General features: G+C 68.6%; 23 protein-coding genes. 17 read left to right on the forward strand and 6 right to left on the reverse strand.

The features are described from left to right. Positions 1 to 358: 358 nt before the first annotated feature. Complete coding sequence (locus ABZ725_RS37555; RefSeq protein ID WP_358806885.1) at positions 359 to 4,096, forward strand: hypothetical protein; 3,738 nt, start codon at positions 359 to 361, stop codon at positions 4,094 to 4,096. Between the two features lie 138 nt (positions 4,097 to 4,234). Here ABZ725_RS37555 and ABZ725_RS37560 read toward each other — a convergent pair whose 3' ends face one another. The 4 genes from ABZ725_RS37560 to ABZ725_RS37575 form a co-directional block, all read right to left on the reverse strand. Next, positions 4,235 to 4,594, reverse strand: coding sequence for a hypothetical protein (locus ABZ725_RS37560; protein ID WP_358806886.1), 360 nt, complete (start codon positions 4,592 to 4,594; stop codon positions 4,235 to 4,237). A gap of 25 nt (positions 4,595 to 4,619) precedes the next feature. Beyond that, positions 4,620 to 5,834 carry a fumarylacetoacetate hydrolase family protein gene (locus ABZ725_RS37565; protein ID WP_358806887.1) on the reverse strand — a complete coding sequence of 405 codons (1,215 nt, stop codon included), beginning with the start codon at positions 5,832 to 5,834 and terminating at the stop codon, positions 4,620 to 4,622. Positions 5,835 to 5,874: 40 nt separating this feature from the next. After that, positions 5,875 to 7,191 carry a homogentisate 1,2-dioxygenase gene (hmgA, locus tag ABZ725_RS37570; RefSeq protein WP_358807037.1) on the reverse strand — a complete coding sequence of 439 codons (1,317 nt, stop codon included), beginning with the start codon at positions 7,189 to 7,191 and terminating at the stop codon, positions 5,875 to 5,877. A 102-nt stretch (positions 7,192 to 7,293) separates the two neighbouring features. Next, positions 7,294 to 8,106, reverse strand: a complete 813-nt coding sequence (locus tag ABZ725_RS37575; RefSeq protein ID WP_358806888.1) for a MoaF C-terminal domain-containing protein — start codon at positions 8,104 to 8,106, stop codon at positions 7,294 to 7,296. 121 nt (positions 8,107 to 8,227) lie between these two features. On the opposite strand from ABZ725_RS37575, the gene ABZ725_RS37580 reads away from it, so the two are divergent. After that, positions 8,228 to 9,682, forward strand: a complete 1,455-nt coding sequence (locus ABZ725_RS37580; protein ID WP_358806889.1) for an aldehyde dehydrogenase family protein — start codon at positions 8,228 to 8,230, stop codon at positions 9,680 to 9,682. Between the two features lie 70 nt (positions 9,683 to 9,752). On the opposite strand, the gene ABZ725_RS37585 is transcribed toward ABZ725_RS37580, so the two are convergent. Continuing rightward, on the reverse strand, positions 9,753 to 10,151 hold the full coding sequence (locus tag ABZ725_RS37585) for a hypothetical protein (RefSeq protein WP_358806890.1): 399 nt from the start codon (positions 10,149 to 10,151) through the stop codon (positions 9,753 to 9,755). A gap of 32 nt (positions 10,152 to 10,183) precedes the next feature. On the opposite strand from ABZ725_RS37585, the gene ABZ725_RS37590 reads away from it, so the two are divergent. From ABZ725_RS37590 to hpaD, 5 genes are read left to right on the forward strand one after another with little or no spacing between them, the layout of a single operon-like run. Next, complete coding sequence (locus tag ABZ725_RS37590) at positions 10,184 to 10,342, forward strand: hypothetical protein (protein WP_358806891.1); 159 nt, start codon at positions 10,184 to 10,186, stop codon at positions 10,340 to 10,342. Further along, a complete protein-coding gene (locus ABZ725_RS37595) occupies positions 10,342 to 11,784 on the forward strand; it encodes a fumarylacetoacetate hydrolase family protein (RefSeq protein ID WP_358806892.1) in 1,443 nt (480 codons plus the stop codon). The genes ABZ725_RS37590 and ABZ725_RS37595 overlap by 1 nt, the downstream gene beginning before the upstream one ends. Further along, positions 11,781 to 12,713, forward strand: coding sequence for a 4-hydroxy-tetrahydrodipicolinate synthase (gene dapA / locus ABZ725_RS37600; RefSeq protein ID WP_358806893.1), 933 nt, complete (start codon positions 11,781 to 11,783; stop codon positions 12,711 to 12,713). The genes ABZ725_RS37595 and dapA overlap by 4 nt, the downstream gene beginning before the upstream one ends. Further along, on the forward strand, positions 12,710 to 14,191 hold the full coding sequence (hpaE, locus tag ABZ725_RS37605) for a 5-carboxymethyl-2-hydroxymuconate semialdehyde dehydrogenase (protein ID WP_358806894.1): 1,482 nt from the start codon (positions 12,710 to 12,712) through the stop codon (positions 14,189 to 14,191). The genes dapA and hpaE overlap by 4 nt, the downstream gene beginning before the upstream one ends. Beyond that, on the forward strand, positions 14,188 to 15,207 hold the full coding sequence (hpaD, locus tag ABZ725_RS37610; RefSeq protein ID WP_358806895.1) for a 3,4-dihydroxyphenylacetate 2,3-dioxygenase: 1,020 nt from the start codon (positions 14,188 to 14,190) through the stop codon (positions 15,205 to 15,207). The genes hpaE and hpaD overlap by 4 nt, the downstream gene beginning before the upstream one ends. Before the next feature lie 258 nt (positions 15,208 to 15,465). Here the strand turns inward: hpaD and ABZ725_RS37615 are convergent, their stop codons facing one another. Continuing rightward, complete coding sequence (locus ABZ725_RS37615) at positions 15,466 to 16,125, reverse strand: TetR/AcrR family transcriptional regulator (RefSeq protein ID WP_358807038.1); 660 nt, start codon at positions 16,123 to 16,125, stop codon at positions 15,466 to 15,468. 119 nt (positions 16,126 to 16,244) lie between these two features. On the opposite strand from ABZ725_RS37615, the gene ABZ725_RS37620 reads away from it, so the two are divergent. The 10 genes from ABZ725_RS37620 (at position 16,245) to ABZ725_RS37665 (ending at position 25,809) form a co-directional block, all read left to right on the forward strand. Next, positions 16,245 to 17,549 carry an NtaA/DmoA family FMN-dependent monooxygenase gene (locus tag ABZ725_RS37620; protein ID WP_358806896.1) on the forward strand — a complete coding sequence of 435 codons (1,305 nt, stop codon included), beginning with the start codon at positions 16,245 to 16,247 and terminating at the stop codon, positions 17,547 to 17,549. 7 nt (positions 17,550 to 17,556) lie between these two features. After that, complete coding sequence (locus tag ABZ725_RS37625) at positions 17,557 to 18,081, forward strand: NAD(P)H-dependent oxidoreductase (protein WP_358806897.1); 525 nt, start codon at positions 17,557 to 17,559, stop codon at positions 18,079 to 18,081. A gap of 34 nt (positions 18,082 to 18,115) precedes the next feature. Next, on the forward strand, positions 18,116 to 19,102 hold the full coding sequence (locus ABZ725_RS37630; protein WP_358806898.1) for an amidohydrolase family protein: 987 nt from the start codon (positions 18,116 to 18,118) through the stop codon (positions 19,100 to 19,102). Next, the gene (locus ABZ725_RS37635) at positions 19,102 to 20,112 is read left to right on the forward strand and encodes a hypothetical protein (RefSeq protein WP_358806899.1); all 1,011 of its coding nucleotides are present in this window, start codon (positions 19,102 to 19,104) and stop codon (positions 20,110 to 20,112) included. The genes ABZ725_RS37630 and ABZ725_RS37635 overlap by 1 nt, the downstream gene beginning before the upstream one ends. Before the next feature lie 20 nt (positions 20,113 to 20,132). Further along, positions 20,133 to 20,645 (forward strand): flavin reductase family protein, encoded by a 513-nt coding sequence (locus ABZ725_RS37640; RefSeq protein ID WP_358806900.1) that lies wholly within the window; start codon positions 20,133 to 20,135, stop codon positions 20,643 to 20,645. 61 nt (positions 20,646 to 20,706) lie between these two features. Beyond that, positions 20,707 to 22,053, forward strand: a complete 1,347-nt coding sequence (locus ABZ725_RS37645; RefSeq protein WP_358806901.1) for an aminomethyl transferase family protein — start codon at positions 20,707 to 20,709, stop codon at positions 22,051 to 22,053. 155 nt (positions 22,054 to 22,208) lie between these two features. After that, positions 22,209 to 23,087, forward strand: coding sequence for a formyltetrahydrofolate deformylase (purU, locus tag ABZ725_RS37650; RefSeq protein ID WP_358806902.1), 879 nt, complete (start codon positions 22,209 to 22,211; stop codon positions 23,085 to 23,087). Continuing rightward, complete coding sequence (gene folD, locus ABZ725_RS37655) at positions 23,084 to 23,947, forward strand: bifunctional methylenetetrahydrofolate dehydrogenase/methenyltetrahydrofolate cyclohydrolase FolD (RefSeq protein WP_358806903.1); 864 nt, start codon at positions 23,084 to 23,086, stop codon at positions 23,945 to 23,947. Before purU ends, folD begins: the two co-directional genes overlap by 4 nt. A gap of 8 nt (positions 23,948 to 23,955) precedes the next feature. Then, a complete protein-coding gene (locus ABZ725_RS37660) occupies positions 23,956 to 24,825 on the forward strand; it encodes a methylenetetrahydrofolate reductase (RefSeq protein WP_358806904.1) in 870 nt (289 codons plus the stop codon). 27 nt (positions 24,826 to 24,852) lie between these two features. Further along, on the forward strand, positions 24,853 to 25,809 hold the full coding sequence (locus ABZ725_RS37665; RefSeq protein WP_358806905.1) for an AraC family transcriptional regulator: 957 nt from the start codon (positions 24,853 to 24,855) through the stop codon (positions 25,807 to 25,809). Positions 25,810 to 25,838: the final 29 nt, after the last annotated feature.

The raw sequence follows: 25,838 nt of genomic DNA on the forward strand, positions 1-25,838 counted from the left end.
ACCCTGCGAGTGCGGCGCCCGGGCGGACGCGGCGGCTGGGCTGTCCCCTCTGCGGGGAGCGCCTTGAAGGCGGTAGGGAGCATGCGCTGTTCTCCAAGTACTTGGTGTGCCGAGGCTCCGGGGGTCCGGGCCGACGCGACCGAGGCTGGCAGCGCGCACGTTGTTACTCACTCCCTTTGATCAGGGGAAACAATCCCGTGCGGTGCCGCCGGGTCGGTGCGTGGTCCGTTCCACGGCTGTCACCAACGCCACATTTCGGAGGAGAACAGTGCCTCCTGAGCGGCAGGAAACATATGTTTGTCAGCCTTGGGCAGAGCTTTCACCGCTCTGCGGTACCTGTACGGAAGTGGGCGAGACCGTGGCACGTCCCGAACGACCTCTGGATCCGACGGCCGGCCCGGTGCAACGCCTCGCCCACGAACTACGGGAGTTGCGACGCGCCGCGGGCAGCCCGTCGTACCGGACCATGTCGGGCGCTGCGGATTTCTCGACGGCAACGTTGTCCAAGGCAGCGTCCGGCACACACCTGCCGTCGCTCGCAGTCGTCCAGGGATACGTACGCGCCTGCGGAGGCGATCCGGGCGAATGGGAGCCGCGTTGGAAGGAGGCCGAGACCGCCGCGTCGGAGGAAGCGCGTCAGGGCGCCGAGGACACGACGCCGCCCTACCGCGGACTTGCCCGCTTCGAACCGGGCGACCGCGAACTCTTCTTCGGCCGGGACCGGCTGACGGAGGAATTGCAGGAGCTGCTGTGCGAACACCGGTTCGCGGTCGTGTTCGGAGCGTCCGGCAGTGGCAAGTCCTCGCTGCTGCGGGCTGGGCTGATCCCCCGACTGCGGGAGCGAATCCGGGACTTGGGCTGCCCAGCGGCGCTGCGTATCCTCACCCCTGGTCCACAGCCCGCCACTGCGTACGGTCACCTGCTGGCCCCGGCCGCGGGCGAGCCGGACAGCTGGGTGGTGGTGGACCAGTTCGAGGAGGTCTTCACCCTGTGCCGGGACCCGGAGGAGCGGAACCGCTTCATCGACCTGCTGCTCGCCGCCCGCGACCCGGACAGCCGGGTGCGGGTGCTGATCGCCGTACGCGCCGACTTCTACGCCCGCTGCGCCGAGCACCGCGATCTCGCGGACGCCCTGCGCGGCGCGGGCCTCCTGGTCGGCCCGATGACGGCGGACGAGCTGCGCGAGGCGGTCGTGAAACCAGCGCAGGCGGTCGGACTGCTGGTCGAGCGGGAACTGACCGCGCGGATCGTCGAGGAGGTGCTCGACGAGCCGGGCGGCCTGCCGATGCTCTCGCACGCCCTCCTCGAAACCTGGCGGCGACGCCGGGGCCGGATACTGACCCTCGCCGCCTACCAGGCCGCCGGCGAGATGCAGGGCGCGATCGCGGCAACCGCGGAGGAGGTGTTCGAACAGCTGTCACCTGGGCAGGCCCGCACCGCCCGGAACCTGCTGCTGCGGATGGTCGAGCCCGGCCAAGGCACCTCCGACACCCGGCGCCCGCTCAACCGGGCCGAAATGGAGGAGTGCGCCGACCCCAACGTGCCGTTGGTCGTCGACCGGTTCACCCGCGCCCGGCTGCTGACCACCGACGAGGACGGCGTTCAGCTCGCCCACGAGGCGCTGATCACCTGCTGGCCCCGGCTGCACGCCTGGATCGAGGAGAATCGCGAACGCCTGCGCCACCACCGGGCCCTGGCCGAGGCCGCCCGCGCCGGGCTGGAACACGACCCCGGCGCCCTGTACAGCACCCGGCTGGCCCGCGCGGAGGAACTGTTCGCGGAGGACGACGGCCTGCTCACGGCGGCGGAACGGGCCTTCCTCACTGCCGCGCTGGACGCCCGTGATGCGGAGCTTCGCGCGAGCGCCCGTTCCGCGCGACGGTCCCGCGCGCTGCTCGCCACGCTCTCGGCCGTACTGACCGTGGCGCTGTTCGCCTGCCTCACCGCCTGGCACCTGGATCGGGACAGCGAGCGGCAGCGTACCGAGGCGGCGGCCCGCCGGGTCGCCGAGGTCGCGGACGCCCTGCGCACCACCGACCCGCGCACCGCCCAACTGCTGGGCGTCGCCGCCTGGCGCGTCGCCGAGCTGCCGGAGACCCGTCGTGCCCTGCTCGGCGCCCTCGCCCAGCCCGAGACGGACACCTTCACCGACCCTGCGCCCGGAAGCAGCCCCGCCCGCTTCCTCACCCGCTCGGGCCGTACGTTGCTCAGTGCCGCCCACGGCATCTGGCGTACCTGGGACGTGGCCACCCGCCGACGGCTCTCCTCGGGCCGACTGCCGGACGGCACCGTGGTCGCGGCCGACCCCGACGGGCGACTGCTCCTGATCGTCACCGTCGACAGCGCACGGCTGTGGGACACGTCCACCGGGCAATGGATGGGGGCGGCCCTGCCGGCCGACGACACCGTGGACTTCGGCCCCGACGGCCGCGGTTACGCGGTGAGCAGCCCAGACGATGACCGAGTGCGACTGCGTTCGGCCGCAGACGGCACGCCGCTGTTCGAGACACGGGCGGCCGGCCTCGCGAATATCGCACCGAGCGCCGACGCCCGACTGCTGACCGTCTGCCCTTCCCACCGCGCACCGCAGGTCTGGGACACCGCCCACCATCGCCACCTGCCCGGCGCCTGGGAGAACGCGGGCGCCCGCTGCGACGACAACTCGATGCTGATGTTCGGCGGCCCGGGCGCCGGTGCCGACCGGTTCGCCGTGGTCTCCGCCGACGGCGTCCACGTCTGGGACGCCGCATCAGGACGGCTGATCGCCGACCTCGCGGACCCGGGCGTGCAGAGCCTCGCCTTCAGCGAGGACGGGAGCTTCCTGGCGACCGCCGACGGCCGCGAGATCAGGGCGTGGCGCCTCACGTCCGCCACGACAAGCACCCCCGCCCCGGTGTTCCGTCACCCGTTGGACAACGAGCGCCTCTGCGGCGGCCTCGCCTGGGACCCCCAACGGCCGGTGCTGCGCTACCTCGAAGGCGGCACCGTCCACACGCTGGACCTTGGCGACTCCGTCACCTCCGCATGGCGCGACGACCCCCTGAAGGCGGTAGCGCTCAACCCGGACGGCCGTATCCTCGCCACCGCCGAACGCTCCGGTGCCAGTTATCACTTCCAACTGCGGGACACCCGCGACGGACACGTGCTGCGGACACTGCCACCGGTGCCCCTGCCCGTCTCGCGTGACTCCGCCCGGCCGGTCGTCGTGCAGGACACCCTGGCCCTGATGGCGTTCAGCCCCGAGGGCGGCACGCTCGCCTACGCCGTCTCCGCGCCAGGCCGCCTCGCCGTACCGCAACGCGTCGCCCTCTGGGACGTGGCCCGCAGCCGCGCCCGGACCACATTCGACCTGGCCACACCGTCGTCCGGCGGAGCAGTGGCCACGCTGGCCCTGGGACCCGGTGGCCGCTCCCTGTATGCCGTGCGCACATCCGGCATCGGCGAGCTGAGCGACGAGGTGTGGGACACCGCGCGGCACCGGCGGATCGCGGTGTACCCGGACGCGCCCGGCCCCGAGTTGGCCGTCCGCCCCGACGGACGGCTGCTCGTCGGCACCGATCGCGCTGTGCGCCTGCCCTCCGGTACGGCCCGCGCCCAGGACCTCGTCCAGGACGACGAGATCGGTGCCCTCGCCTTCGCCCCCGACGGCTCCCGGCTCGCGGCGGGCGACCGGACAGGGCGGGTCACACTGTGGGACGGCGCCCTGAAACACCGCGCGGGCGTGCTGCGCAACATCTTCCCCACTCCGTCCGGCGCCACCGCCGAGGCAGTCAGCGCGCTCGCCTTCAGCCCCGACGGCCGCACCCTGGCGGTCGGCGGCGACGCCGGCACACTCCAGCTGTGGGACATCGCCACCCAACAGCCCCTCGGCGGCCCGCTGACCACCCCCGGCGACGCGATCACCGCCCTGGCCCTCAGCCCCGACAGCACCACGGTCCACGCGTCCGGCACGCACGTCCCGCTCCAGCGGTACACCGTCGACCCCGCCCAAGCGGTCACCCGCATCTGCGCCCGCACCGGCGACACCGCCCTGACCCGGGCCCAGTGGCACACTTACGTGCCCGACGCCCCGTACCGCAAGGTGTGCGGCCGCTGATTCCGGGAGCGTCACAGCCCGTCGAGCTCACCGACCGGACGCCCGGTGAGCCACGTCTTCACAGGACTGGCCGGGTCGACGTGTTCCCGCACCCGTACAGGCGTCTGCCGGGCGCCGCCGCTCGATCGGTAGGGGGCCTCACTCGGCACCGCCCGCCCGTGTGGTTCGCGTGTCGAACTCCGACAGCTCCAGTTGGTAGCGCAGAGCGGGGTGCGACACCTTGGACAGCTCTGCCGTGAGTGCGGCGAACAGACTGCCCACGATGTGCTCCTTCGCGTCGTCCGATCGACCGGGCGCCGAGCGCACGTTCACCTGCACATAGGCGCGGCCCGGGCTGTCCCCGATCCGCGAGGCCTCGGCCCGGGAGGCCATGGTCCGAATTCCGTACGGAGGGAAGCAGTCCAGGCCGAGAGCGGTCTCATGCAGCACGTCGACAAGTCTTCCGACGTCGAGGAGGCCGTCGAGATCGGGCGTGTACAACACCGTGATCAGCGGCACCGGGCACATCTCCGTAGCGTCACAGTTACTCTTCCCCGGCACCGACGACGGTCGCGCGTGCTTCGCCGAACGCACGTCGCCTGTCACCTGCGACATAGCCTCTGAGGACGACCGTGTCGCCGTCCTCAAGAAAGGTGCGGGCGCCCGAGTCCCCGAGCTGGACCTTCCGGCTGCCGCCCCAGGAGAGTTCCAGCAGCGATCCCATGGCCGACTCGTCGAACGACGAGATGGTCCCGGTGCCGTACAGGTCGCCGGTCCTCAGGGAGGCGCCGTTCCTGGTCATGTGCGCCAGCTGCTGCGCCGGCGACCAGTAGAGACCTGCCGCCTCGACGCGACTGAGGAGTTGCCCCTGGATTTCGATCTCGAGCGCGATCGAGGGGTTTCGGGGCTCCGGCGCACGCAAGTACGGCAGCACCGGCGGCTCCTGCACCGGGCCGTCCACCCAGGCTTCGTCCAGGGCGTCGAGCGGGAGCACCCAGGGACTGATCGTCGTCGCGAACGACTTCCCGAGGAACGGGCCCAACGGCTGGTACTCCCACGCCTGGATGTCGCGGGCGCTCCAGTCGACGAGGACGACGACCCCGAACACGTGATCGCGGAATCTCTCCGCGGAGACGGGAGTGCCCTGGGTCGATGGCACTCCGACGACATAGCCCAGTTCCGCCTCGAAGTCGAGGCGGGCGCTCTCCCGCAGGACGACCTCGTCTCCGGCCCGGACCTGTCCTCGGGGGCGGACCACGTCCACTCCGGAGGGGATCACGGTGCCGGCACGACCGTGGTAACCCACGGGGAGGTGGCGGTAGTTCGGCTTGAGGGGGTCCTCACCGGGACGCAGCACGTGTCCGGCGTTGGTCGCGTGCTCGATGCCGGAGAAGAAGTCCACGAAGTCCGCGACCTCGATCGGCATCAGTACGTCGACATCCGCGATCCGATGGACACCGTCCTGGCCGAGCGACACTCCCGCCTCGACCCTTGACTCCACCGCGGCCCGCACTTCCTGCCAACGGCGGTGGCCCGTAGCCATGAAGGCGTTGAGGCTGGGCTGCTCGAACTCCTCCGGGGAGTCGATGAGCCGGGAGAGGTCGAGCACCAGGTCCCCGACCGCGACGCCGACCCTCGGTGCGAGGCCGGGCGCCCGGAAGACGCCGTAGGGAAGCGTGCGCTGTCCAAAGTCGACGCCGGATGCCACGGCGTCGCGGTCGTCGGCCGAGCGGGTGTCGGCTTCACCTTCAGTGGTCATCGGGCCCTTTCGTTTCTGCTGGTCGGGTTCGGGGAGGACATCAGCCGCCGAAGTGGCGCTCGATCCCGTTCCATACGTCGTCGTAGTCCGGCTGGAGCTGGGCCGCGGCCATCGCCTGTTCGGACACGATGAGGGGCAGGCGGGTCTCGAACATGAAGGCGAGGGTCTCGTCGACCTTGCGAGGCGCCAGTTCCGCAGTGCTGGCCTGCTCGTACGTGGTGCGGTCCGGCCCGTGCGAGGTGAAGCAGTTGTGCAGACTGGCGCCGCCCGGGACGAAGCCCTCGGCCTTCGCGTCGTAGACCCCGTACACCAGGCCCATGAACTCGCTCATGACGTTGCGGTGGTACCACGGCGGGCGGAAGGTGTTCTCACCCACCAGCCATCGTGGCGGGAAGATCACGAAGTCCGCGTTCGCCGTGCCGGACACGGCGCTCTGCGAGGTCAGCACGGTGTAGATCGACGGGTCCGGGTGGTCGAACGAAATGGTGCCGATGACCATGAAGTTGCGTAGGTCGTACTTGTAGGGCGCGTAGTTGCCGTGCCAGCCGACCACATCGAGTGGCGAGTGGTCGTAGTCGGCCGTCCACATGTTGCCCAGATACTTCTGGTGGACGACCACGTGCTCCTCCCTGTCCTCGAAGGCGGCGACCGGGGTGAGCACGTCACGGTGGTTGACCAGGCCGTTGGCTCCGATCGGGCCGAGCTCCGGAAGTGTCAGCAGGTGACCGTAGTTCTCGAGGACGTATCCGCGCGCGCGGCCGTCCGGGAGCTCCACCTTGAATCGGATGCCACGCGGGAGCACCGCTATCTCCCCCGGACCGACCTCCAGGACTCCGAGTTCGGTCGGGATGCGCAGGTGCCCCTCCTGCGGGACGAGAAGCAGCTCGCCGTCGCTGTTCACGAAGTACTCGCGGTCCATCGAGGCCGTCGCGAGGTAGACGTGGATCGCCACACCCTCCTGCGTCCGGACATCACCCGTGCCGCCGATCGTGAACAACGACTCGACGAACGTCTTGCTGCCGGCCCCGAACGGAAGGGGGTCCCAGCGCAGCCGGTTGGGTTCGGGGAGCTGGTTCGCGATCGGGCTGGCCAGGATCGCGCCGGGATCGGCCCGGCGGAATTTCGAGTGGTTCGCCGAGGGACGGATCCGGTACACCCAGGTGCGCCGGTTGTCCCGCCGGGGCGCGGTGAAGGCGGTGCCACTCAGCTGCTCGGCGTAGAGGCCGTGCGGCGCCCGTTGCGGACTGTTCCGACCCTTCGGCAGGGCGCCCGGCACGGCTTCGGTGACATGCTGGTTTCCGAAACCGGACAGGTATTCCAAGTCCCGGGTCGCTTCTGCGGCAAGCCGGCCGCTCATGGAGGTATGCACATCAGTCATGGGATTCCCCTCAGATGAAAAGCGGGGTGTATCGGGCGATCGAGCCGAATTTGTTCCGCCGCTGGTGATGCCCATCGGCCTTCACGCCTCGTCGCCGTGCGCCGGGTAGGTCGTGACGTTCAGCAGGGTTCCGCGGGCGCCGAACTGGTGGTGCAGAACCTCACTGGTCCGCGCCTCCCAGCCGAACATCCGGCCGTAGGTGCGCATCTTCGCCAGGTCGACGAGGAGCATCGACTCCACAGGCTGGACGTGCTCGCTCCAGCCGAAGAAGTAGAGCCGGTCGGCCACTTCATAGACTCGGGTGCGGTCGAGTTCGGTCAGGCCCGCCTCAATGCCGGACACGCACTGCCAGGCGAAATTGTGGGCGTTCAGGTACACGTGGTCGTAGCAATCGGTGTCGCTGTACCGCCACAGCACCCGAGACCCCACCATGCCGTCGGAGCGCCGATGCCAGCCGGCCGTCTCGCGCCCCTCCATCCACCAGTGCCGGTCGACGCTCTTGACCCAGCGGGCGCCACCGCTGCGTTCGAACACGAACGACGTCACGAGCGTGACCCGGCCCGAGTTCAGGTCCAGCGCCCAGGTCTCCGCGGCGGGCAGTCCCGGGACGTTCCCCTTCAGCGCCACATCGTCGGCGAGCATGTCGACCAGGTAGATGCCGTCACGGACCCGCATCGCGTCGTACGAGCGGATGCCGGTCGTACCCGACTCCGAACGCCACAGCGTATGCGCCGTCTCGAACTGGTACCGGATCGAGGCGCCCTGTCGGTTCACCAGCACGATGGTGCGTCCGGCGAGGTCGTCGGTGAACGGAGGACGGTACTGGGTCTGCTGACTGATTCCGACAGACAGCAGTGGAAGATCGTCCGGCGACTTCCAGTTCTGCAGAGTCATGAACACCTCCGGAGAGCATGTGATCGAACCCACGCTCGTTCACTTTAAATGGTATGGTCGGCATACTCAAGTGACCGACGATCCCGGTTGAACCCGTGAACCCCGAGGAGCGGACTTCGGTATGACGCACATCGAGCTGCCGCGCACGGAACTGTTCATCAATGGAGAGTGGTGTCCCGCCAAGGGCGGGACGTTCGACGTCGAGAACCCGACAGACGGGTCGACGATCACGACGTTGGAGAGTGCCGACGCCTCCGACGTCGACCGCGCCGTCGATGCCGCCCGTCAGGCCTTCGACTCCGGTCCGTGGTCGCGGCTGACCGGACTGGAGCGCGGCCGGCTGCTCAACGGCCTCGCCGATCTCGTCGAACAGCACGCGGAGCGCTTCGCGGCGCTGGAAGCCCTGGACGTGGGAAAGCCCTACCTGGACGCCCTGGTGGTCGACGTCGATCTCGCTGTGAAGACGTTCCGTCACTTCGCGGGCTGGGCCGACAAGGTGCACGGGGCGACGATTCCCGTGCCGGACCACATGGGGCGGCCGAGGCTTTCCTACACGGAGCGGGTACCGGTCGGCGTCGTCGGCGCCATAACGCCCTGGAACGCCCCGACCATGATCACTAGTTGGAAGCTCGCCTCCGCCCTCGCCGCGGGCTGCACCGTGGTTCTCAAACCCGCTGAGGACGCTCCCCTGGTTTCGCAGCTGCTGGCCGAACTCGTCGATGCGGCCGGCTTCCCTCCGGGCGTGCTCAACGTGGTGAACGGCCCCGGCCACGTCACGGGAGCCGCGCTGACCGCACATCCGGGCGTGGACAAACTCTCCTTCACGGGTTCGCCGGAGGTCGGGCGACTGATCGCGCGCGCGGCGGCGGACAGCTTCAAGGCCGTGACGCTGGAGCTGGGGGGAAAGTCACCCCAGATCATCTTCGCCGACGCCGATGTGGAGGCCCTCGCTCCTGTGGCCGCCACGTCTGTCTTCGCGAACAGCGGGCAGACCTGTGCGGCCGGAACCAGGATCCTCGTTCACCGTAGCCGCGTCGACGACGTGACCTCGGCGCTGGCGGAGCAGGCGAGCAGGCAGCGGCTGGGAGACCCCTTCGACGCCGCCACGACGATGGGCAGCCTCATCAACGCCGGTCAGCGCGACCGAGTCATGGGGTACATCGAGTCCGGTCTGGCGGAAGGTGCGGAAGTGGTGACGGGTGGACGGGCACCGGCGCGTGCCGGCTACTTCGTCGAACCCACGCTCTTCGTCGGGACCAACGAACTCCGCATCGCGCGCCAGGAGATCTTCGGCCCGGTCGGAACCATCATCCCCTTCGACGACCCGGAGGAGGCGATCCGTCTCGCGAACGCCACCGAGTACGGCCTGGCGGCTGTGATCTGGACCCGGGACATCAACGCTGCCATGTCCGCGGCACGCGGGCTCAAGGTAGGAGCAGTGTGGGTCAATTCCTGGGGAGCCCCGGACCCCGGCCTGCCCTGGGGCGGCATGAAGACAAGTGGTGTAGGCCGCGAACTCGGACTGTCCGGCCTCCTCGCGAACACCGAGGAACGGCTCGTCAACATCGTCTACTGAGCGCCCGGCTCATGCCGGGGGTACCAGTTCCCCTCGAACGGCCCATCAAGCGCTTCGGTCAGGTGCGTTGTCAGGACAGGACGCTGAGCAAGTGGGTTACCAACTTCTCCAGCGGGGCGATACGAGTCTCGTGAGGGTGTCGACGCTCCCGAGTTCGTCTCCCGCGTGCGCCGAGCAAGCCGACGCAGCCGACTTGCTCGGCCTTCAGCAGGAGCCGTCGGCCCGGTAGTTCGCCGGGGTTCAAGGCGTATCCGAGCCTCACTGGGTGGCCGGAGAGCGTGTCCCCGTCACCGATTGCGCTTGCTGGATCGAGTGCGTGCCCCGGCGCTCGTACGACGGCGGCGAACACACCCTCGCCGTCGGCCGGGTCAGCGTTCTCGGACACCACGAAGGCGACGTCCTGACCTACGTCTGCAGCCGCTTCGAATCGGTCGCCGAAACCACGGGCGGCATCGATCACCTCGCCCAATTGCCCCTCAACTCCCTTTCAGAAGGACGCACATGGCAACACGAACCGGCAAGGAGTACCTCGAACACCGCGCCGACTCCCGCCTCATCGCCCACCTCCGGTCCCTGCCCCTGGCCGGCCACGGGCGCGCGCAGTTGTCCCGGCCGGCGTGGGACATCTGCAAGGCGCAGACGTTCCCGGAGCGTGCCTGATGACGCACCCGCTCGGAAACCCGCCCACAAAGATCATCGCGGTCCACCTCAACTACCCCAGCCGGGCAAAAGAGCGCGGCCGCATCCCGAAGCAACCCTCCTACTTCCTCAAGCCGCCGTCGTCGCTGGCGGGCACCCAGGACACGATCGTCCGGCCCGCAGGCTGCGAACTCCTCGGCTTCGAGGGCGAGATCGCGCTCGTCATCGGCTCACGCGCACAACACGTGGCGCCGGAGGACGGATGGTCGTACGTCCGCTGGGTCACTGCCGCCAACGACGTGGGCGTGTACGACCTGCGGTACGCCGACCGTGGCTCCAACCTCCGCTCCAAGGGCGCCGACGGCTTCACACCACTCGGGCCGCGGCTGCTCGACGCGCGCCGACTCGACCCGACCGCACTGCGGTTGAGGACCTGGGTGAACGGCGAGCCGGTGCAGGACGACACCACCGACACCCTTCTGTTTCCCTTCGGGCAGCTGATCGCCGACCTGTCGCGGCTGGTCACCCTGGAACCGGGGGACGTGATCCTCACCGGCACCCCGGCGGGCGCCTCGGTCGTCCGGCCCGGCGACCTGGTCGAGGTCGAGGTCAGCGGCAACGGACTGTCCACGGGACAGCTCAGCAACCCCGTCGCCGCAGGCGAGGAGCTGGCACCGTACGGCGCCATGCCCAGGACCGACCCGGCCGAGCGCGAGGCCGCCTACGGAGCGGCGTACATCCCCGAGCCCGTGCTCGACAGCCGCATCGGAGACGGCCTGCGATCGGTGGCCGTCGCGACGCTCAGCGCCCAGTTGCGCTCGCGCGGTCTGCCGCACATGTCGATCGACGGCGTGCGGCCGATCGGTACCGGATCAATGGTGGGAGTCGCCCACACCCTGCGCTATCTGCCGCTGCGCGAGGACCTGTTCAAGCAGTACGGCACCGGCATGAACGCCCAGAAGAGGGCGATCGAAGAGATCCGCCCCGGTCACGTCCTGGTGATGGACGCCCGGCGTGACCCCACCGCCGGGACGCTTGGCGACATCCTCGCGCTGAGGGCCGCGAAGCGCGGCGCGGCGGGGGTCGTCACCGACGGTGCCGTTCGTGACAGTGCCGTCGTCGCAGACCTGGGTCTGCCGGTGTATGCGGCGAGCGCCCACCCCTCCGTCCTCGGCCGCCGCCACGTCCCCTGGGACACCGGAGTGCCGATCGCCTGTGGCGGGGCCCTGGTCCAGCCCGGCGACCTGGTCGTCGGCGACGCCGACGGCGTGGTCGTCATACCGCCCGACCTTGCCGAGCAGCTGATCGCCGACTGCCGGGAGCAGGAGTCGCAGGAGCGGTTCATCACCGAACAGGTACACGCCGGGCAGTCCATCGATGGCCTTTACCCCCTGGGCCCCTCGTGGCTGGAGTCGTTCGAGCAGTGGCGAAAGCAGCAGTCTCAGCAAGGAGATCCAGTATGAAGTTCCGCAGCGACCCGTCCACCATTCGCGGATCCATCGCCCCGGTCGTCACGCCGTTCACCGCGGACGGCTCCGTCGACCACGACAGCCTGCGCGCGCTGATCCGCTTCCAGCTGGAGTCCGGTTCGCACGGCATCTCGCTGGGCGGCTCCACCGGCGAGCCCAGCTCGCAGAGCGTCGGCGAGCGGATCGCGGGGATGCGGACGGCGGTCGAGGAGATCGGCGACCGCGTCCCGTTCCTGCCCGGCACCGGATCCCACAAGCTCGACGAAACCCTCGAACTCACCGCCGCCGCAGCGGAGTTGGGCGCCGACGCCGCGCTCGTCATCACGCCGTACTACGCGCGCCCCACCCAAGAGGCCCTCTATCAGTGGTACGCCACGGTGGCCCGGGTGTTCCCGGACCTGCCGATCGTCGCGTACAACGTGCCCTCACGCACGGCGGTGGACATCGCGCCGGAGACCGTGAAGCGGCTGTTCACCGACTTCGAGAACTTCGTCGGCGTCAAGGAGACGACGAAGGACTTCGAGCACTTCTCCCGCGTACTGCACGCCTGCGGACGCTCACTGCTGGTGTGGTCCGGCATCGAGTTGCTGTGTCTGCCGCTGCTGGCGCTGGGCGGTGCCGGGTTCGTGTCGGCCGTCGCCAATCTCGCGCCCGGCGCGGTGGCACGGATGTACGAGCTGTGGGAGGCGGGCGACTTCGAAGCGGCCCGCGATCTGCACTACCGCCTGCACCCGCTCGTCGACCTGCTGTTCGTCGAGACCAACCCGGCACCCGTCAAATGGGTGCTGGCCCAACAGGGCCGAATCGCTTCGGAGTTCGTACGACCGCCCCTCGTGTCACCGACCGACGCAGGCCTGGCGAGGATCCGCGCGCTGCTCACCGAGGGCGGCGACCTCACCGTACAGATCGGAGCCGACAAGTGACCCCCGAGAACCTTCCCCCAGTCATCCGGCACTGGATAGGCGGCGAACTCGTCGACGCCGCCGACAGCCGTACCTTCGACGTCTGCGACCCGGTCTCCAACACGGCCTACGCACAGGCCGCACGCGGTGCGGCGGCCGACGTCGACCGAGCGGTGGCGGCGGCCCGCGCCGCATTTCCCGAGTGGGCCGGGCTGTCCAACCGGACCCGTGCCAACACCCTCTGCCGCATGGCCGACGCCATCGAAGCGCGTCACGACCAGCTCGCGGCCTTCGAGTCGTACGACTCCGGGCTGCCGATCACCCAGGCCCGCGGTCAGGCCCTGCGGGCCGCCGAGAACTTCCGCTACTTCGCGGACGTCATCGTCGCGCTGGGCGAGGAGGCGTTCCGACAGGGCAAGGAGCAGTTCTCGTACGTCGTACGGCAGCCGGTAGGGGTCGCCGGGCTGATCACGCCCTGGAACACCCCGTTCATGCTGGAAAGCTGGAAGCTGGCCCCCGCCCTTGCCTCCGGCTGCACCCTGATCCTCAAGCCCGCCGAATGGACTCCGCTGTCGGCCTCCCTCTGGCCGGAGATCTTCACCGAGGCAGGCGTACCGGCCGGGGTGGTGAACATCGTGCACGGCATCGGCGAAGAGGCCGGCCAGGCCATCGTCGACCACCCGGACGTGCCGCTGATCTCCTTCACCGGATCGACCGACACGGGCCGCCACATCATCCGCTCCTCCGCCCAGCACCTGAAGACCACGTCCATGGAGCTCGGCGGCAAGTCCCCGGTCGTCGTCTTCGCCGACGCCGACCTCGAAGCCGCCCTGGACTCGGTGGTGTTCGGGGTGTTCTCGCTCAACGGCGAGCGCTGCACGGCCGGTTCACGCGTGCTCGTCGAACGTCCGCTGTACGAGGAGTTCACGCGCCGCCTCGCGGAACGCGCGGAGAACGTCCGCGTCGGCCTCCCCTCCGACCCGGCGACCGAGGTGGGCGCGCTGGTGCACCCCGAGCACTACGCACGCGTACTGAACTACGTCGAGATCGGCAAGAAGGAGGCCCGACTGGTCGCCGGCGGCACCCGCCCCGACCACCTGCCCGACGGCAACTACCTTCAGCCCACGGTCTTCGCCGACGTCGAGCGCGACGCCCGTATCTTCCAGGAGGAGATCTTCGGCCCGGTCGTCGCCGTCTCGCCCTTCGACGACGAGTCCGAGGCCGTCGAGCTGGCCAACGCCACGCAGTTCGGTCTCGCCGCCTACATCTGGACCTCGAGCCTCAAACGCGGCCACCGCATCGCGCACGCGGTCGAATCCGGCATGGTCTGGATCAACTCCCACAACGTCCGCGACCTTCGCACCCCCTTCGGCGGCGTCAAGGCCAGCGGGGTAGGCCGCGAGGGCGGGGCGCACAGCATCGACTTCTACACCGAATCGAAGATCGTCCACGTCGCCCTCGGCGAGGTGCACACCCCCCGCTTCGGAGCCGCCTCATGAACACCCCCCATACACGGGACACCCGCGGGCCCGACGTCGTCCGCTCCGCCTACGCCCAGCTCGCCGTCACCGACCTCGGCGCGGCCCGCTGGTTCTGGGTCGACATGCTCGGCTTCCACGTCCAGTACGAGGACACCGACTCCCTCTACCTGCGCGGCACCGACGAACTCACCCACCACTCCCTGGTGTTGAGGCGGGGAGACCTCGCCGCCCTCGACCACATCGCCTACCGCGTGCGCACACCGGACGACGTCGACAAGGCGGAGAAGTTCTTCACCGAACTCGGCCGTCCGATCCGGCGCGTCCCGAGAGGCGAAGGCACCCACGGCGTCGGTGACGCCGTCCGCGTCGTCGACCCGCTCGGCTTCCCCGTCGAGTTCTTCCACGAGATCGACCGCGCCGAGCGCCTCATCCAGCGCTACGACCTGCGCCACGGAGCAGAGGTCGCCCGCCTCGACCACTTCAACATCTGCACCCCGGACATCCCGGCCGCCTACGCCCACTACAAGTCCCTCGGCTTCGGCTGCTCCGAGACCATCGAGGGCGACGAGCACGAGCTGTACGCCGCCTGGATGTACCGCAAACAGACCGTCCACGACGTCGCCTTCACCGGCGGGGCCGGCCCACGCCTGCACCACCTCGGCGTCGCCACCCACGAGTCGCACCAAGTCCTGCGCTGCGCCGACATCTTCGGCTCGCTGCGCAAGGAGCACCACATCGAACGCGGGCCGGGACGGCACGGCGTCTCCAACGCCTTCTACCTATACCTCCGCGACCCCGACGGCCACCGCGTCGAGATCTACACCTCCGACTACTACACCGGCGACCCCGACCACGAGACGTACCGCTGGAACGTCCACGACGACCGCCGCCGCGACTTCTGGGGCAACGCCGTCATCGAGTCCTGGTACAAGGAAGCCAGCCCGGTCCTTGACCTCGACGGGCGCCCACAGCCTGTCGCCAGCGCCCTGCTCGACGAGTCCGCCGTGCAAGTCGGAGCCGACGGACTCGGCTGAGCAGAGGGATCGTGAAGTCGTCGCGGGTGAAGCCGCCTGGGACGGCCGACCGCACGGCCCGACCTGAGGAAAGCCAGTGCCCGGCCTTGTGGGGTGCCTGGCTCATGGCGCCGACGGAATCGGCGGCGACGTGGCAAGCCCGCCACGCATCGGGTCAGTGTCGAAGATCGACCTCGCCTACGACCCGATCTTGACGGGGCGCAGGCCGACGAAAGACACAACAGGGGGCACAGGAGGCATTTCAGCTCGCCAGACGCATCAGTTGTCTGTGCGCTCGGCGGGCTGGGGCCGGAAGAGGTAGGCGCAGCACACAGACCACAGCTCGGCGCTGAAGGCGTCCCAGTCACCGATCGTGGTACCGGTGTCGTAGCTGTCGCCGTGGGTGGTGCGGCGGATGACGATGTCGAGGACGAGTCGGTACGAGAAGTCGATGGCGCGTGCTGGATCCGGGTGGTTGATCACATCGGCGTGGTGCATCAGGCCGTCGCGGTACCACGTCGCGTAGTCCTGGCTGATTTTCGCCATACGCTCGAGGCCGGCCTCGTCGAAGGCACCATGGCGACCGAGTACGTGAGTCGCGGGCTCCTGGCGCAGGAAGCTGTCGACGACCCCGCCGATGGCCACCCGAACGGCTTCGCTCGCGTCGATCTCGGCCCAGCTGATCGGCCGGCTCGCCAGTTCCTCGCGCGTCCGGTCGACGGCGTTCAGCCAGCGGTCCTGCAGTGCGGCGAGCAGCTCCTCACGCCCGTGGAAGCGGCGGTAGAGCAACCCCACGGATACGCCGGCGCGCTCGCACACTCTGGCCAGGGTGAAGTCGTGCCAGCCGTCCTCGGCGAGGATCTCGAACCCGGCGTCCAGGACGCGCTCCAGGGACTCCCGGCTGCGCTCCTGCTGAGGTTCTCTGACCCGCGATCCCATGCCCACCACACCGATTCTACGTGGGCGTGAACTGGTTGACACGCCTTTCCGGCCACTGTACGTTGCGGCGAAACGCGAACGCTAATTAGCGTTCACCTTTACGCGAGGAGTGAAGGTCCATGGCGCACACACGCTTCCACCTCGGCTACTTCACGAAGTTCGGTCCGCCCGCGTGGCGCGCTGATTCCGACCGCACCTTCGGCGGCGACTGGTGGGACGGACGCTATTTCGTCGACCTCGCCAAGCGTCTCGAGTCGCGGTACTTCGACTTCCTGTTCCTCGAGGACTCCCTGAACGTGTCACGCACGTACAAGAACTCGATGGACGGCGATCTGCGCCACGCGATCTACTCGCCGAAGCACGATCCGCTGCAGCTGCTGCCGTTCCTGGCCGCGTCGACGGAGCGGCTCGGACTCATCGGGACGGCCTCGACGACGTTCTACCCGCCCTACCTGCTCGCCCGGCTCTTCTCCACACTCGACTCGCTCAGCGGCGGCCGTGCCGGCTGGAACATGGTGACCTCGAGCGAGACCGATGCCGCGCTGAACTTCGGCATGGAGGGCATGCCGCCCCCCGTCGAGCGCTATGACCGGGCCGACGAGTTCGTCGAGCTCGCCAAGGCACTGTGGGGCTCGTGGGAAGCGGGGGCTGTCGTCCGGGACGAGGCGGCCAGCATGTACACCGACCCGTCGAAGGTCAAGCCGATCAACTACGTCGGCAAGTACCACCGAAGCCGCGGACCGCTCAACACGGCCCCCTCGCCCCAGGGGTATCCGGTGCTCGGACAGGCCGGCGCCTCGGACCGGGGCCGCGACTTCGCCGCCAAGCACGCGGACCTCGTCTTCGCGCTGACGGGGAACGGTATCGAGGAGATGAAGGCGCTGCGCGAGGACATGCACGCGCGGGCCCGTCGCTTCGGACGCGACCCGCGCGAGCTGAAGATCTTCTGGGCCGCGTTCGTGAACATCACGGATGAGCCCGCGCCGACGAAACGCGGCTTCACCGACGCCCAGTTCGAGGCGATCCTCGCTTGGTGGTCGACGTTCTTCGACCTTGACCTGTCAAAGTTCGACCTCGACCAGCCGGTTCCGGACGACGCCTCTGCGCTCGGCCACACCAGCATGATGACCCAGCTCAAGCAGTGGGGACGCGACGGCATGACGCTGCGCGAGGGGCTGACGGTGCTCGCGCTCGGTTCGGACGAGCTCGGCCTCGTCGGCAACGTCAAGCAGGTGGCCTCGAACATCGTCGCGGCGATGGACGAGGTTGGTGGCGACGGCCTCATGCTCCTGTCCAACGACGTCGGCAACGAGCAGTTCATCTCGTCGGTCGTCGACCAGCTGGTGCCCGAGCTGCAGGAGCTCGGCGTGGTGCGCACCTCGTACAGCGGTACCACGCTGCGCGAGAACCTGCGGAACCTGTGAGCCGGCCATGGAAGTGACGGTTCTCGTCGGGAATCCGAAGGCGAAGTCGCGTACGCGCACCGTCGCCGACGCCGTCGCCCGCCGTATCGCGGACGCGGCGGGCGCGCACCTTGGCGACACGATCGATCTGAGCGACCACACGGAGAATCTGTTCGCGTGGCAGCACGAAGGGCTCGACGCGCTGGTGGAGCGCGTGGCCGCCAGCGATCTGCTGGTCGTGGCCTCCCCCACCTACAAGGCCACCTACACCGGTCTGCTGAAGGCGTTCCTGGATCGCTACGGCAACGACGGCCTGAGCGGGGTGACGGCGTTCGGGGTCATGACCGGCGGCTCCGCGCACCATGCGCTGGCAGTCGACACCACACTGCGTTCCCTGCTGGTCGAGCTCGGCGCGTCCGTGCCGACCCGGGGGCTGTACTTCATCACCTCGCAGCTGGAGCAGCTCGACGCGGTCGTAGGGGAATGGGCCGAGCGCCATCTCGTACTGGGCGGACCGCCCGGACCGACGGCCCGGGCGGGCGGGCACCGGTGAAGACCGTCGACTGGCAGAAAGGCAGTACGCGCTCATGATCGTCAACCATCAGGCTCACTGGTACCCGCAGTCCTATTTCGACCTGGTCAGCGGGCGCCCGGCAGATCACTATCCGCGCGCCGAGAAGCGCGACGGCGGACGCTACCTCTACGAAATGGGGGACAGTCCCGGCTCCTGGCGATACGAGATCGCGTCGCACTTCATCGATCTCGACGAGCAGATCGCCGCGCTCGACACCGCCGGAATCGGCATGGCGGTCATGAGCCCGAACATGGTGGCCGAGATCGCCGGGTTCGACCTCGCGGAGGCGCGCGACATCGCGGCGCTGCTCAACGAGGAACTCGCCGGCGCCCAGCGCCGCTACCCGGACCGGGTCGCCGGCCTGGCCGTCCTGCCGATGCAGGACACCGCGGCGGCCATCGAGGAGCTGAACCGGGCGGCCGAGCTCGACCTGCGCGGGGTACTGATGCTGTCGAACCTCGCGGGAAAGCCGCTGGGCGACCCGGAGACATGGCCCATATACGAGCGGATCGACGAGCTGGGCCTGCCGATCTTCCTCCACCCGGCCAGCAACTCGATGCTGTTCGACCGTGGTCTCATCCCCATCCTGGACTCCACCGCCGGATGGATGTGGGAGAGCAGTGCCGCCGCGCTGTCGCTGATCCTCAGCGGGCTGCTCGACCGCTGTCGCAACCTCGAGATCGTGCACTACCACCTCGGCGGCGTGCTGCCGTACGTCGTGGGCCGCGTGTCCCGCTACCCTCACCACTTCCCCGTCGAGCTCGAACATTCCGTGGAGCACTACCTCAAGACGCGCTTCTACGTCGACTCTATGACAAACACACCGGCGGCCATTCCGCTGGCCGTCCATACATACGGCGCCGATCGCATCCTCTACGGAGACGACTACCCCTGGCACACCCATGAGGAGCACCAGGAGTTCATCCAGAAGCACTTCGACGCCGATCTCGCACAGGCGGTGCTGCACGAGAACCGTGTCGCGTCGCTGAGGCTGGGCTGATGGCTCCCCGCGTCGCCGTCGTCGGTGTCGGCCGCCACGGCAGCCGTATCGCGGCCGCCCTTGTCGAGGACGGCTTCACGCTCGTCGGCGCTGCCGACCCGTCGTTGGCGGGCCGGCGGCTCGACGAGGTGATCGGCACAGCGTGCGGAGATCTCGTCATCGTGCCGGACGCGGCTTCTCTGGCCGACGCCGTCGACGCCCAGGTCGCGATCGTGACGGCGCCGGTCGGCCTGGGCGGGTTGCGAGAGATCGCGTTCGCGCTCTTCGACGCCGGTATGAACGTGCTGACGATCCAGCCCGACGCCTTCGACCCGCCCAAGGAGTGGGGCGAGGAAGTCGACGCGCGAGCCCGTGCCCGGGGGGTGAGCTTCCTCGCGACCGGGGTTCAGGACGTCTGGTGGGTTCATCTGCCGGCCGTGGCCGCCGGGTCCGTCCGGGCGCTGCGGAAGGTGCGGGTGGACGACCTGGTCGACGTCGGCGAACTATGGGCCGGACTCGGGGGCATGATCGGGCTCGGCCGGCCGGCCGAGGAGTTCCCGCAGATCCGCGACGAGGTACTGCTGGCCAAGTCACCGGTTCTCGGCGGGGCACTGCGCGTGCTCGCGCGCCGCCTGCACCTGACCCCCGGGGGATCCCGGCACACGGTCGAACCTGTGGTCGCCTCCCGGCCGATGCCGTGGGCCACCGGCAAGACCGTTGTGGAGCCAGGTCAGTTGGCCGGCTACGTCGAGACGACCGAGCTGTCGACCCTGGAGGGGGTCGAATTCACGGGAACCATCCGCACCGCACTCCTCGGCCCCGACGAGGTCGCCTACGACCGGGTCGAACTGCACGGTGATCCCGTGGTGCGCCTGGTGATCAGCCCGTTCCCCGGCGACCGGGTCACGGACGTCGTCCCGATCGCACGGGTGCGAGACCTCATCGACGCCCCCGCAGGACTGCATACGGCGGCGACGATGCCGCCTGCGAGTTACCGACCCCGCGCCGGGTCGTCCGAACAAGCCGAATGAACGCGAGAGGGGACCTGACGATGCCCGACGTGCTTCAGATCGACCCGACCCATTTCCGCCGCGTGTTCGGCAACCTGCCCACCGGCGTCACCGTGATCACCGCCCACAGCGACGAGGGACCGACCGGCATGGCCGCCAACTCGGTCACCTCGGTCTCCCTGGACCCTCCGCTGGTGCTGTTCTGTCCCGCCAAGACGTCGTCGACGTGGCCGAAGATCCGCGAGACCGGCTCGTTCTGCGTCAACGTGATGGCCGGGCACCATCAGGAACTCACCAGCAGGTTCGCCGCCCGGGACGCCGCGCGCTTCGCGGGCGTCGCCTACGAGCATCGCCCCACCGGCCCCGCACTCGCCGAGGCGATGGCATGGATCGAGTGCCGCATCGAGGACGAACGCGACGCGGGCGATCACACCATCGTCGTCGCGCGGGTCGTCGGTATCGAGGCCCCCTCGGAAGCCGACGAGCCCCTCGTGTTCTTCCGCGGCGCCTACGGCTCGTTCCGCAGCGCCTCGGCGAGGTCCGAAGCGCAGTGACAGCCGTCGGACCAAAGACAGCGCGTCTCACCAGCAGAGCACTCTTCCAAGGGAGAACGACATGCAGTTGACCACACTCCAGGAACGACTGGAGCAGTCCGGGTCCCCGACTCGGATGCTGAGCACGCCCTGTCCACCTCTGCGTGCCTTCCCCTATCCGCTGGTCCACACAAACTTGCAGGACGAGCAGAGAGCATGGAAGACGACGGCGGTGCTCTTCGACCAGTCGTATCACATGGCGGACCTCTACATCACCGGTCCGGACACCACTCGGCTGCTCAGCGAGACCGCGGTCAACAGCTTCGCGACGTTCGGAACCGACAAGGCCAAGCAGTACCTGGCCGTCAATGAGGACGGCTACGTCATCGGCGACGGAGTCCTCTTCGGCCTCTCCGACGACGAAGTGGTGATCACGGGATCGGAGATCGCCCCGAACTGGCTCCGCTACCAGGCGGAGATCAGGGGGTACGACGTCTCGTTCCACTTCGATGACCGCAGCGGCGAAGGCCCGGTCCCCAAGCGCTACTACCGGTACGAACTGGAGGGTCCGAACGCCTGGAAGATCCTCGAGAAGGCGCACGGTGGAAAGCTTGATCACATCAAGTTCTTCGCCATGGGCGAGTTCACGATCGGCGATCTGAAGGTCCGGGCACTGAACCACACGATGGGTGGCGTTCCCGGCGACGACGCCACCGGGCTGGAGCTCTTCGGGCCGGCGGCCGAGGGCCCGGAGTTCCTGGCGGCAATCCTCGAAGCCGGCGAGGAGTTCGGCCTGCTACGCGGCGGTGCGGCAGCCTACCTTTCCGCAACGATCGAGTCGGGCTGGACCCCACTGCCGATCCCCGCGATCTTCGGCGACGGCATGAAGCCGTACCGGCAGTGGCTGAGCGCCTTCACGACGGAGAACTGGCTTCCCATCACAGGCAGCTTCCGCTCGGAGAACATCGAGGACTACTACACGACCCCGTGGGACATCGGGTACGGGCACATGGTGAAGTTCGACCACGACTTCATCGGGCGCGAGGCGTTGGAGGAGATGGCGAAGCGCCCGAAGCGCCGGAAGGTCTGGCTGAACTGGGACAGTGACGACGCGGCCCGGGTGATCGGCAGTTCCTTCGTGGACGGCGACAACCGTGCGAAGGCGCTGGACATTCCGACCACCATGATCACCTGGGACCGGGTGATGGCCGGTGAGCGGCTCGTGGGGCTGGCCACCATGCACGGGCACACGGTGAACGTGGGCGGGTGGGCTTCGATCGCACGTGTCAACGTGGACGATGCCGTGGACGGCGCCGAGGTGGAGATCGTCTGGGGCGACCCTGACGGCGGAGTCGGAAACCCCTTCGTGGCGTCGCACCAGCAGACGCGTATACGGGCGACGATCTCCACGAAGCCGCCCGCCAGCTGACGCCACGGGGTCTCCGGTTTCCAGCCCGAAGTGTCTCCCGAGTGGGTGTCGAGGCCGTTTGCGGCGTACTCGCCGCAGCCGGCTTTCCTCTACGGCATGGACAGCCGGTTTCGCCGGCTGATTCCACCCCAGCCGCGTTTCGAGAAGGACACATCATGCCTGTGCACAACGAAACTCACCTCGATCATGCGTGCCTGATCGTCCAAGGTCCGGACAAGCCGGGAATCGTCGCGGCGATCACCACACTGATCGCGCGTCATCACGGAAACATCCTCAGCCTCGACCAGTACTCCGACAATTCGGTCGGCAGCACGTTCTTCCAGCGGGTTGTTTTCCACTGCGAGGATCTCAGCGCCGCCATTCCTCGTATCGAGGCCGATCTGACGGACACTCTCAAGGATTTCGAACTCACCTGGACCCTTGCCGATCAATCCGTGCCGAAGCGCATGGCGATTCTCGCCTCGGCCAGCGATCACTGCCTGCTGGACCTGCTGTGGCGCCATCGCAGTGGCGAGTTGCCGGTCACCCTGCCGATGGTCATCTCGAATCACACGAAGACGGCGGAGGACGTTCGGTCGTTCGGTGTCCCCTTCTTCCACGTGCCGTCGCAAGGAGTGGACAAGGCCGAGGCGGAGAGGGAGATCCTGAAGCTGCTGGACGGGAACGTCGACTTCGTCGTCCTGGCGCGTTACATGCAGATCCTGTCGCCCGGCTTCCTCAGCCAGGTAGGCGTACCGGTGATCAACATCCATCATTCGTTCCTGCCGGCCTTCATCGGCGCGGGACCCTATCGAAAGGCGAAGGAGCGCGGCGTCAAGCTGGTCGGCGCGACAGCGCACTACGTCACCGAGGACCTCGACGAAGGACCGATCATCGAGCAGCAGGTGGTGCGGGTCAGTCATGCCGACACCACGGGCGATCTCGTCCGACGGGGCGCTGATGTCGAGCGTCAAGTGCTGTCCAGGGCGGTGGCGTGGCATGCGGAGGACCGCGTGCTGCGCAGCGGCAATTCGACGATCGTGTTCGCCTCATGACCGCGACGATCATCGATGGCAAGCAGCTCGCGAAGGCCAGCAGGGCACAGACGAAGGACCAGGTGACCAAGTTCATCGCCGCCCACGGGTATGCGCCGGGGCTGGCCACCGTACTGGTCGGTGACGATCCGGCCAGCGAGGTGTACGTCCGAAACAAGCGCCGAGCGGCATCCGAGGCGGGGTTCGTCGACTTTCACCGACACCTGCCCGCCGAGGTCGGCGAGGAGACCGTGGCGGCTCTGCTCGATGAGTTGGCCGCGGATCAACAGGTCGCGGGGATCCTCCTGCAGTTGCCCCTGCCCGAGGGGCTGGACCGGTCGGCACTGATCGAGCGGATACCCGCCGCCAAGGACATCGACGGTCTGACCACGCTCAGCCAGGGACGTCTGGCGCGCGGTGTGCCGGGCCTTCGTCCGTGTACTCCCGCCGGGATCATCGAACTGCTGGATTCGGCCGGGGTCCAGATCGAGGGAGCCGACGCGGTTGTGGTGGGCCGCTCCGAACTGGTCGGGCACCCGGTTGCGGAACTGCTCCTGCATCGCGGCGCGACGGTGACGATTGCCCACTCCCGAACTCGCGACCTGAAATCGGCCACCGCCGGTGCCGACATCCTCGTCGCCGCGGCAGGCGTGCCCGGTCTGATCACTGCCGCCCATGTCAAGCCGGGCGCGGTGGTCATCGATGTCGGCATCCACCGCACGGAAAGCGGTCTTCGCGGAGACGTCCGCTTCGAAGAGGTCGTACACGTCGCCGGCCGGATCACCCCGGTGCCTGGCGGTGTCGGACCGATGACCATCGCCACCCTCCTGCGCAACACCATCACCGCGGCCGAGATCGGCGCGGCCGGAGAGACGAACTGAGATCCGACATGGCTGAATCCATAAACAGCATCCTCAAGGACTTCTCCGTCGAGATGACCGCCAAGGACATCGACGCGCTCCACACCGCGCGGCCCTACCTCCCGGTGGGCACACGTGTGAACGTGACCTTCCTCGGCAGCGAGAGCCCCGAAGCTCGATTGGCGGCGGTCCGGGCGATCAAGGAAAATCGTTTCGTACCGGTCCCGCACATCTCCGCCCGCCGCCTGAGTTCCGCAGGGGAACTGGAGGACTTCTTGCGGGGGTTGGAGTCGGTCGGAGCAGGCGAACACATCTTCGTCGTCGCCGGCGACCCGCACGAGCCAGAGGGCCCCTATGCGGAGGCACTCGATCTGATCACCAGCGTTCCTCTCACAGACTTCGGCCCGCAGACCATCGGTATCACCGGATACCCGGAAGGTCATCCCGACATTCCCCAGGATGTGCTGTGGCAGGCCTTGACCGCCAAGGCCTCGGCGCTTGCCGATCTGGGCAGGACAGGAGACGTGATCACCCAGTTCGGGTTCGACATCGACGCGGCGGTCACCTGGATCGAAGAGGTCCGCGCCCGCGGTGTCGATCTGCCGATCCGCGTCGGTGTACCAGGCCCGGCCGGGGTGAAGCGGCTGCTGTCCTACGCACGTCGCTTCGGGGTCGGCTCCAGCGCCGGCATCGCCAAGAAGTACGGCTTCTCCCTGACGAACCTGCTCTCCACCGCAGGCCCCGACCGATTCGTCGGCGCCCTCGCCGACCGCATCGATCCCGCCGTGCATGGCACCGTCAAACTGCATTTCTACGCGTTCGGCGGACTTCGGGCCACCGCTGAGTGGGTGCACGACTTCGCCGCCGACTCCCAGCCCGTGCTCAGCGCCAGCGCCTGATTTCGAGCAGCGGAGGCAGGCGAGACAATGACTGTGACAGCTCGGACGACCTTCACCACGCTCACGGCGCCCCCCGAGCAGCGGGTCGTGCTGTGGCAGGACTACTGCCGACGCCACATACCCATATTCCGCTGCGGCCCGTTGGGGTCCGAGGACGTACGGATCAGCGTGCGCCGGACGCGGTTCCCCCGGTTCGAGGTGGCGGAGGTGTCCGGTGACTCGAACCTGATGGAACGCACACCGGAGCTGATCAAGTCCGCTCCGTGGCACACCATCAGTGTCGGGATCCTGGTCCGGGGCAGCGCCTTCGTGTACCAACCCAACCGGATCGAGGTGCTGAACGCGGGCGATGCTCTTGTCTACGACCCGGGATCGCTGTGTGCCTACGGCCGTTCGGACGGCTTCGCCGAAGTGGTTGTCAACGTCCCCCGGCAGGCATTCGCGGAGCGCAGCGGGATGAACGGATTCTCCGAGCCTCGCGTGATACGCGCGTCCGACCGGAGGGCGATCGCGGCGCAGACGGACCGCTTGCTGCGCATCTCACTCACGGTCCCGGCGGACACCACCGCCTGGGCGGCGTCGTTCTCCGCGACCGTGGACAACCTGCTCGATCTCCTGGTCGGCGGCGGGCCGGCGTTCGCGCACTGGTCCGCGGCGCGGGAGTACATCCGCCAGAACCTGGCCGACCCGAAGCTCGCGGTGTTCGACGTTGCCGCCGCCGTCGGACTCAGCGAACGGCACTTGGCGCGGGTGTTCGCCGATCGCCGTACGACAGTGGGGCGTGTCATCGCCGAGGAACGGCTGCGCGTCGCTCGGGACCTCCTCGCCGATCCGCGTCAACAGGACCTCGCGATCGCGCAGATCGCACGAATGGCCGGGTTCACCTCGCCCTCACATTTCGCGCGGGCGTTCCGTCGCGCCCACGGCACCTCGGCCAAGCAGCTGCGCGACGCGACGCGGGTGAAGAGCGAATCCGCCTCGTGACGACGCTGTCGCGCTGGCCCAGTTGACCG

The organism is Streptomyces sp. NPDC006872 (genome assembly GCF_040635845.1).
GTDB lineage: Bacteria > Actinomycetota > Actinomycetes > Streptomycetales > Streptomycetaceae > Streptomyces.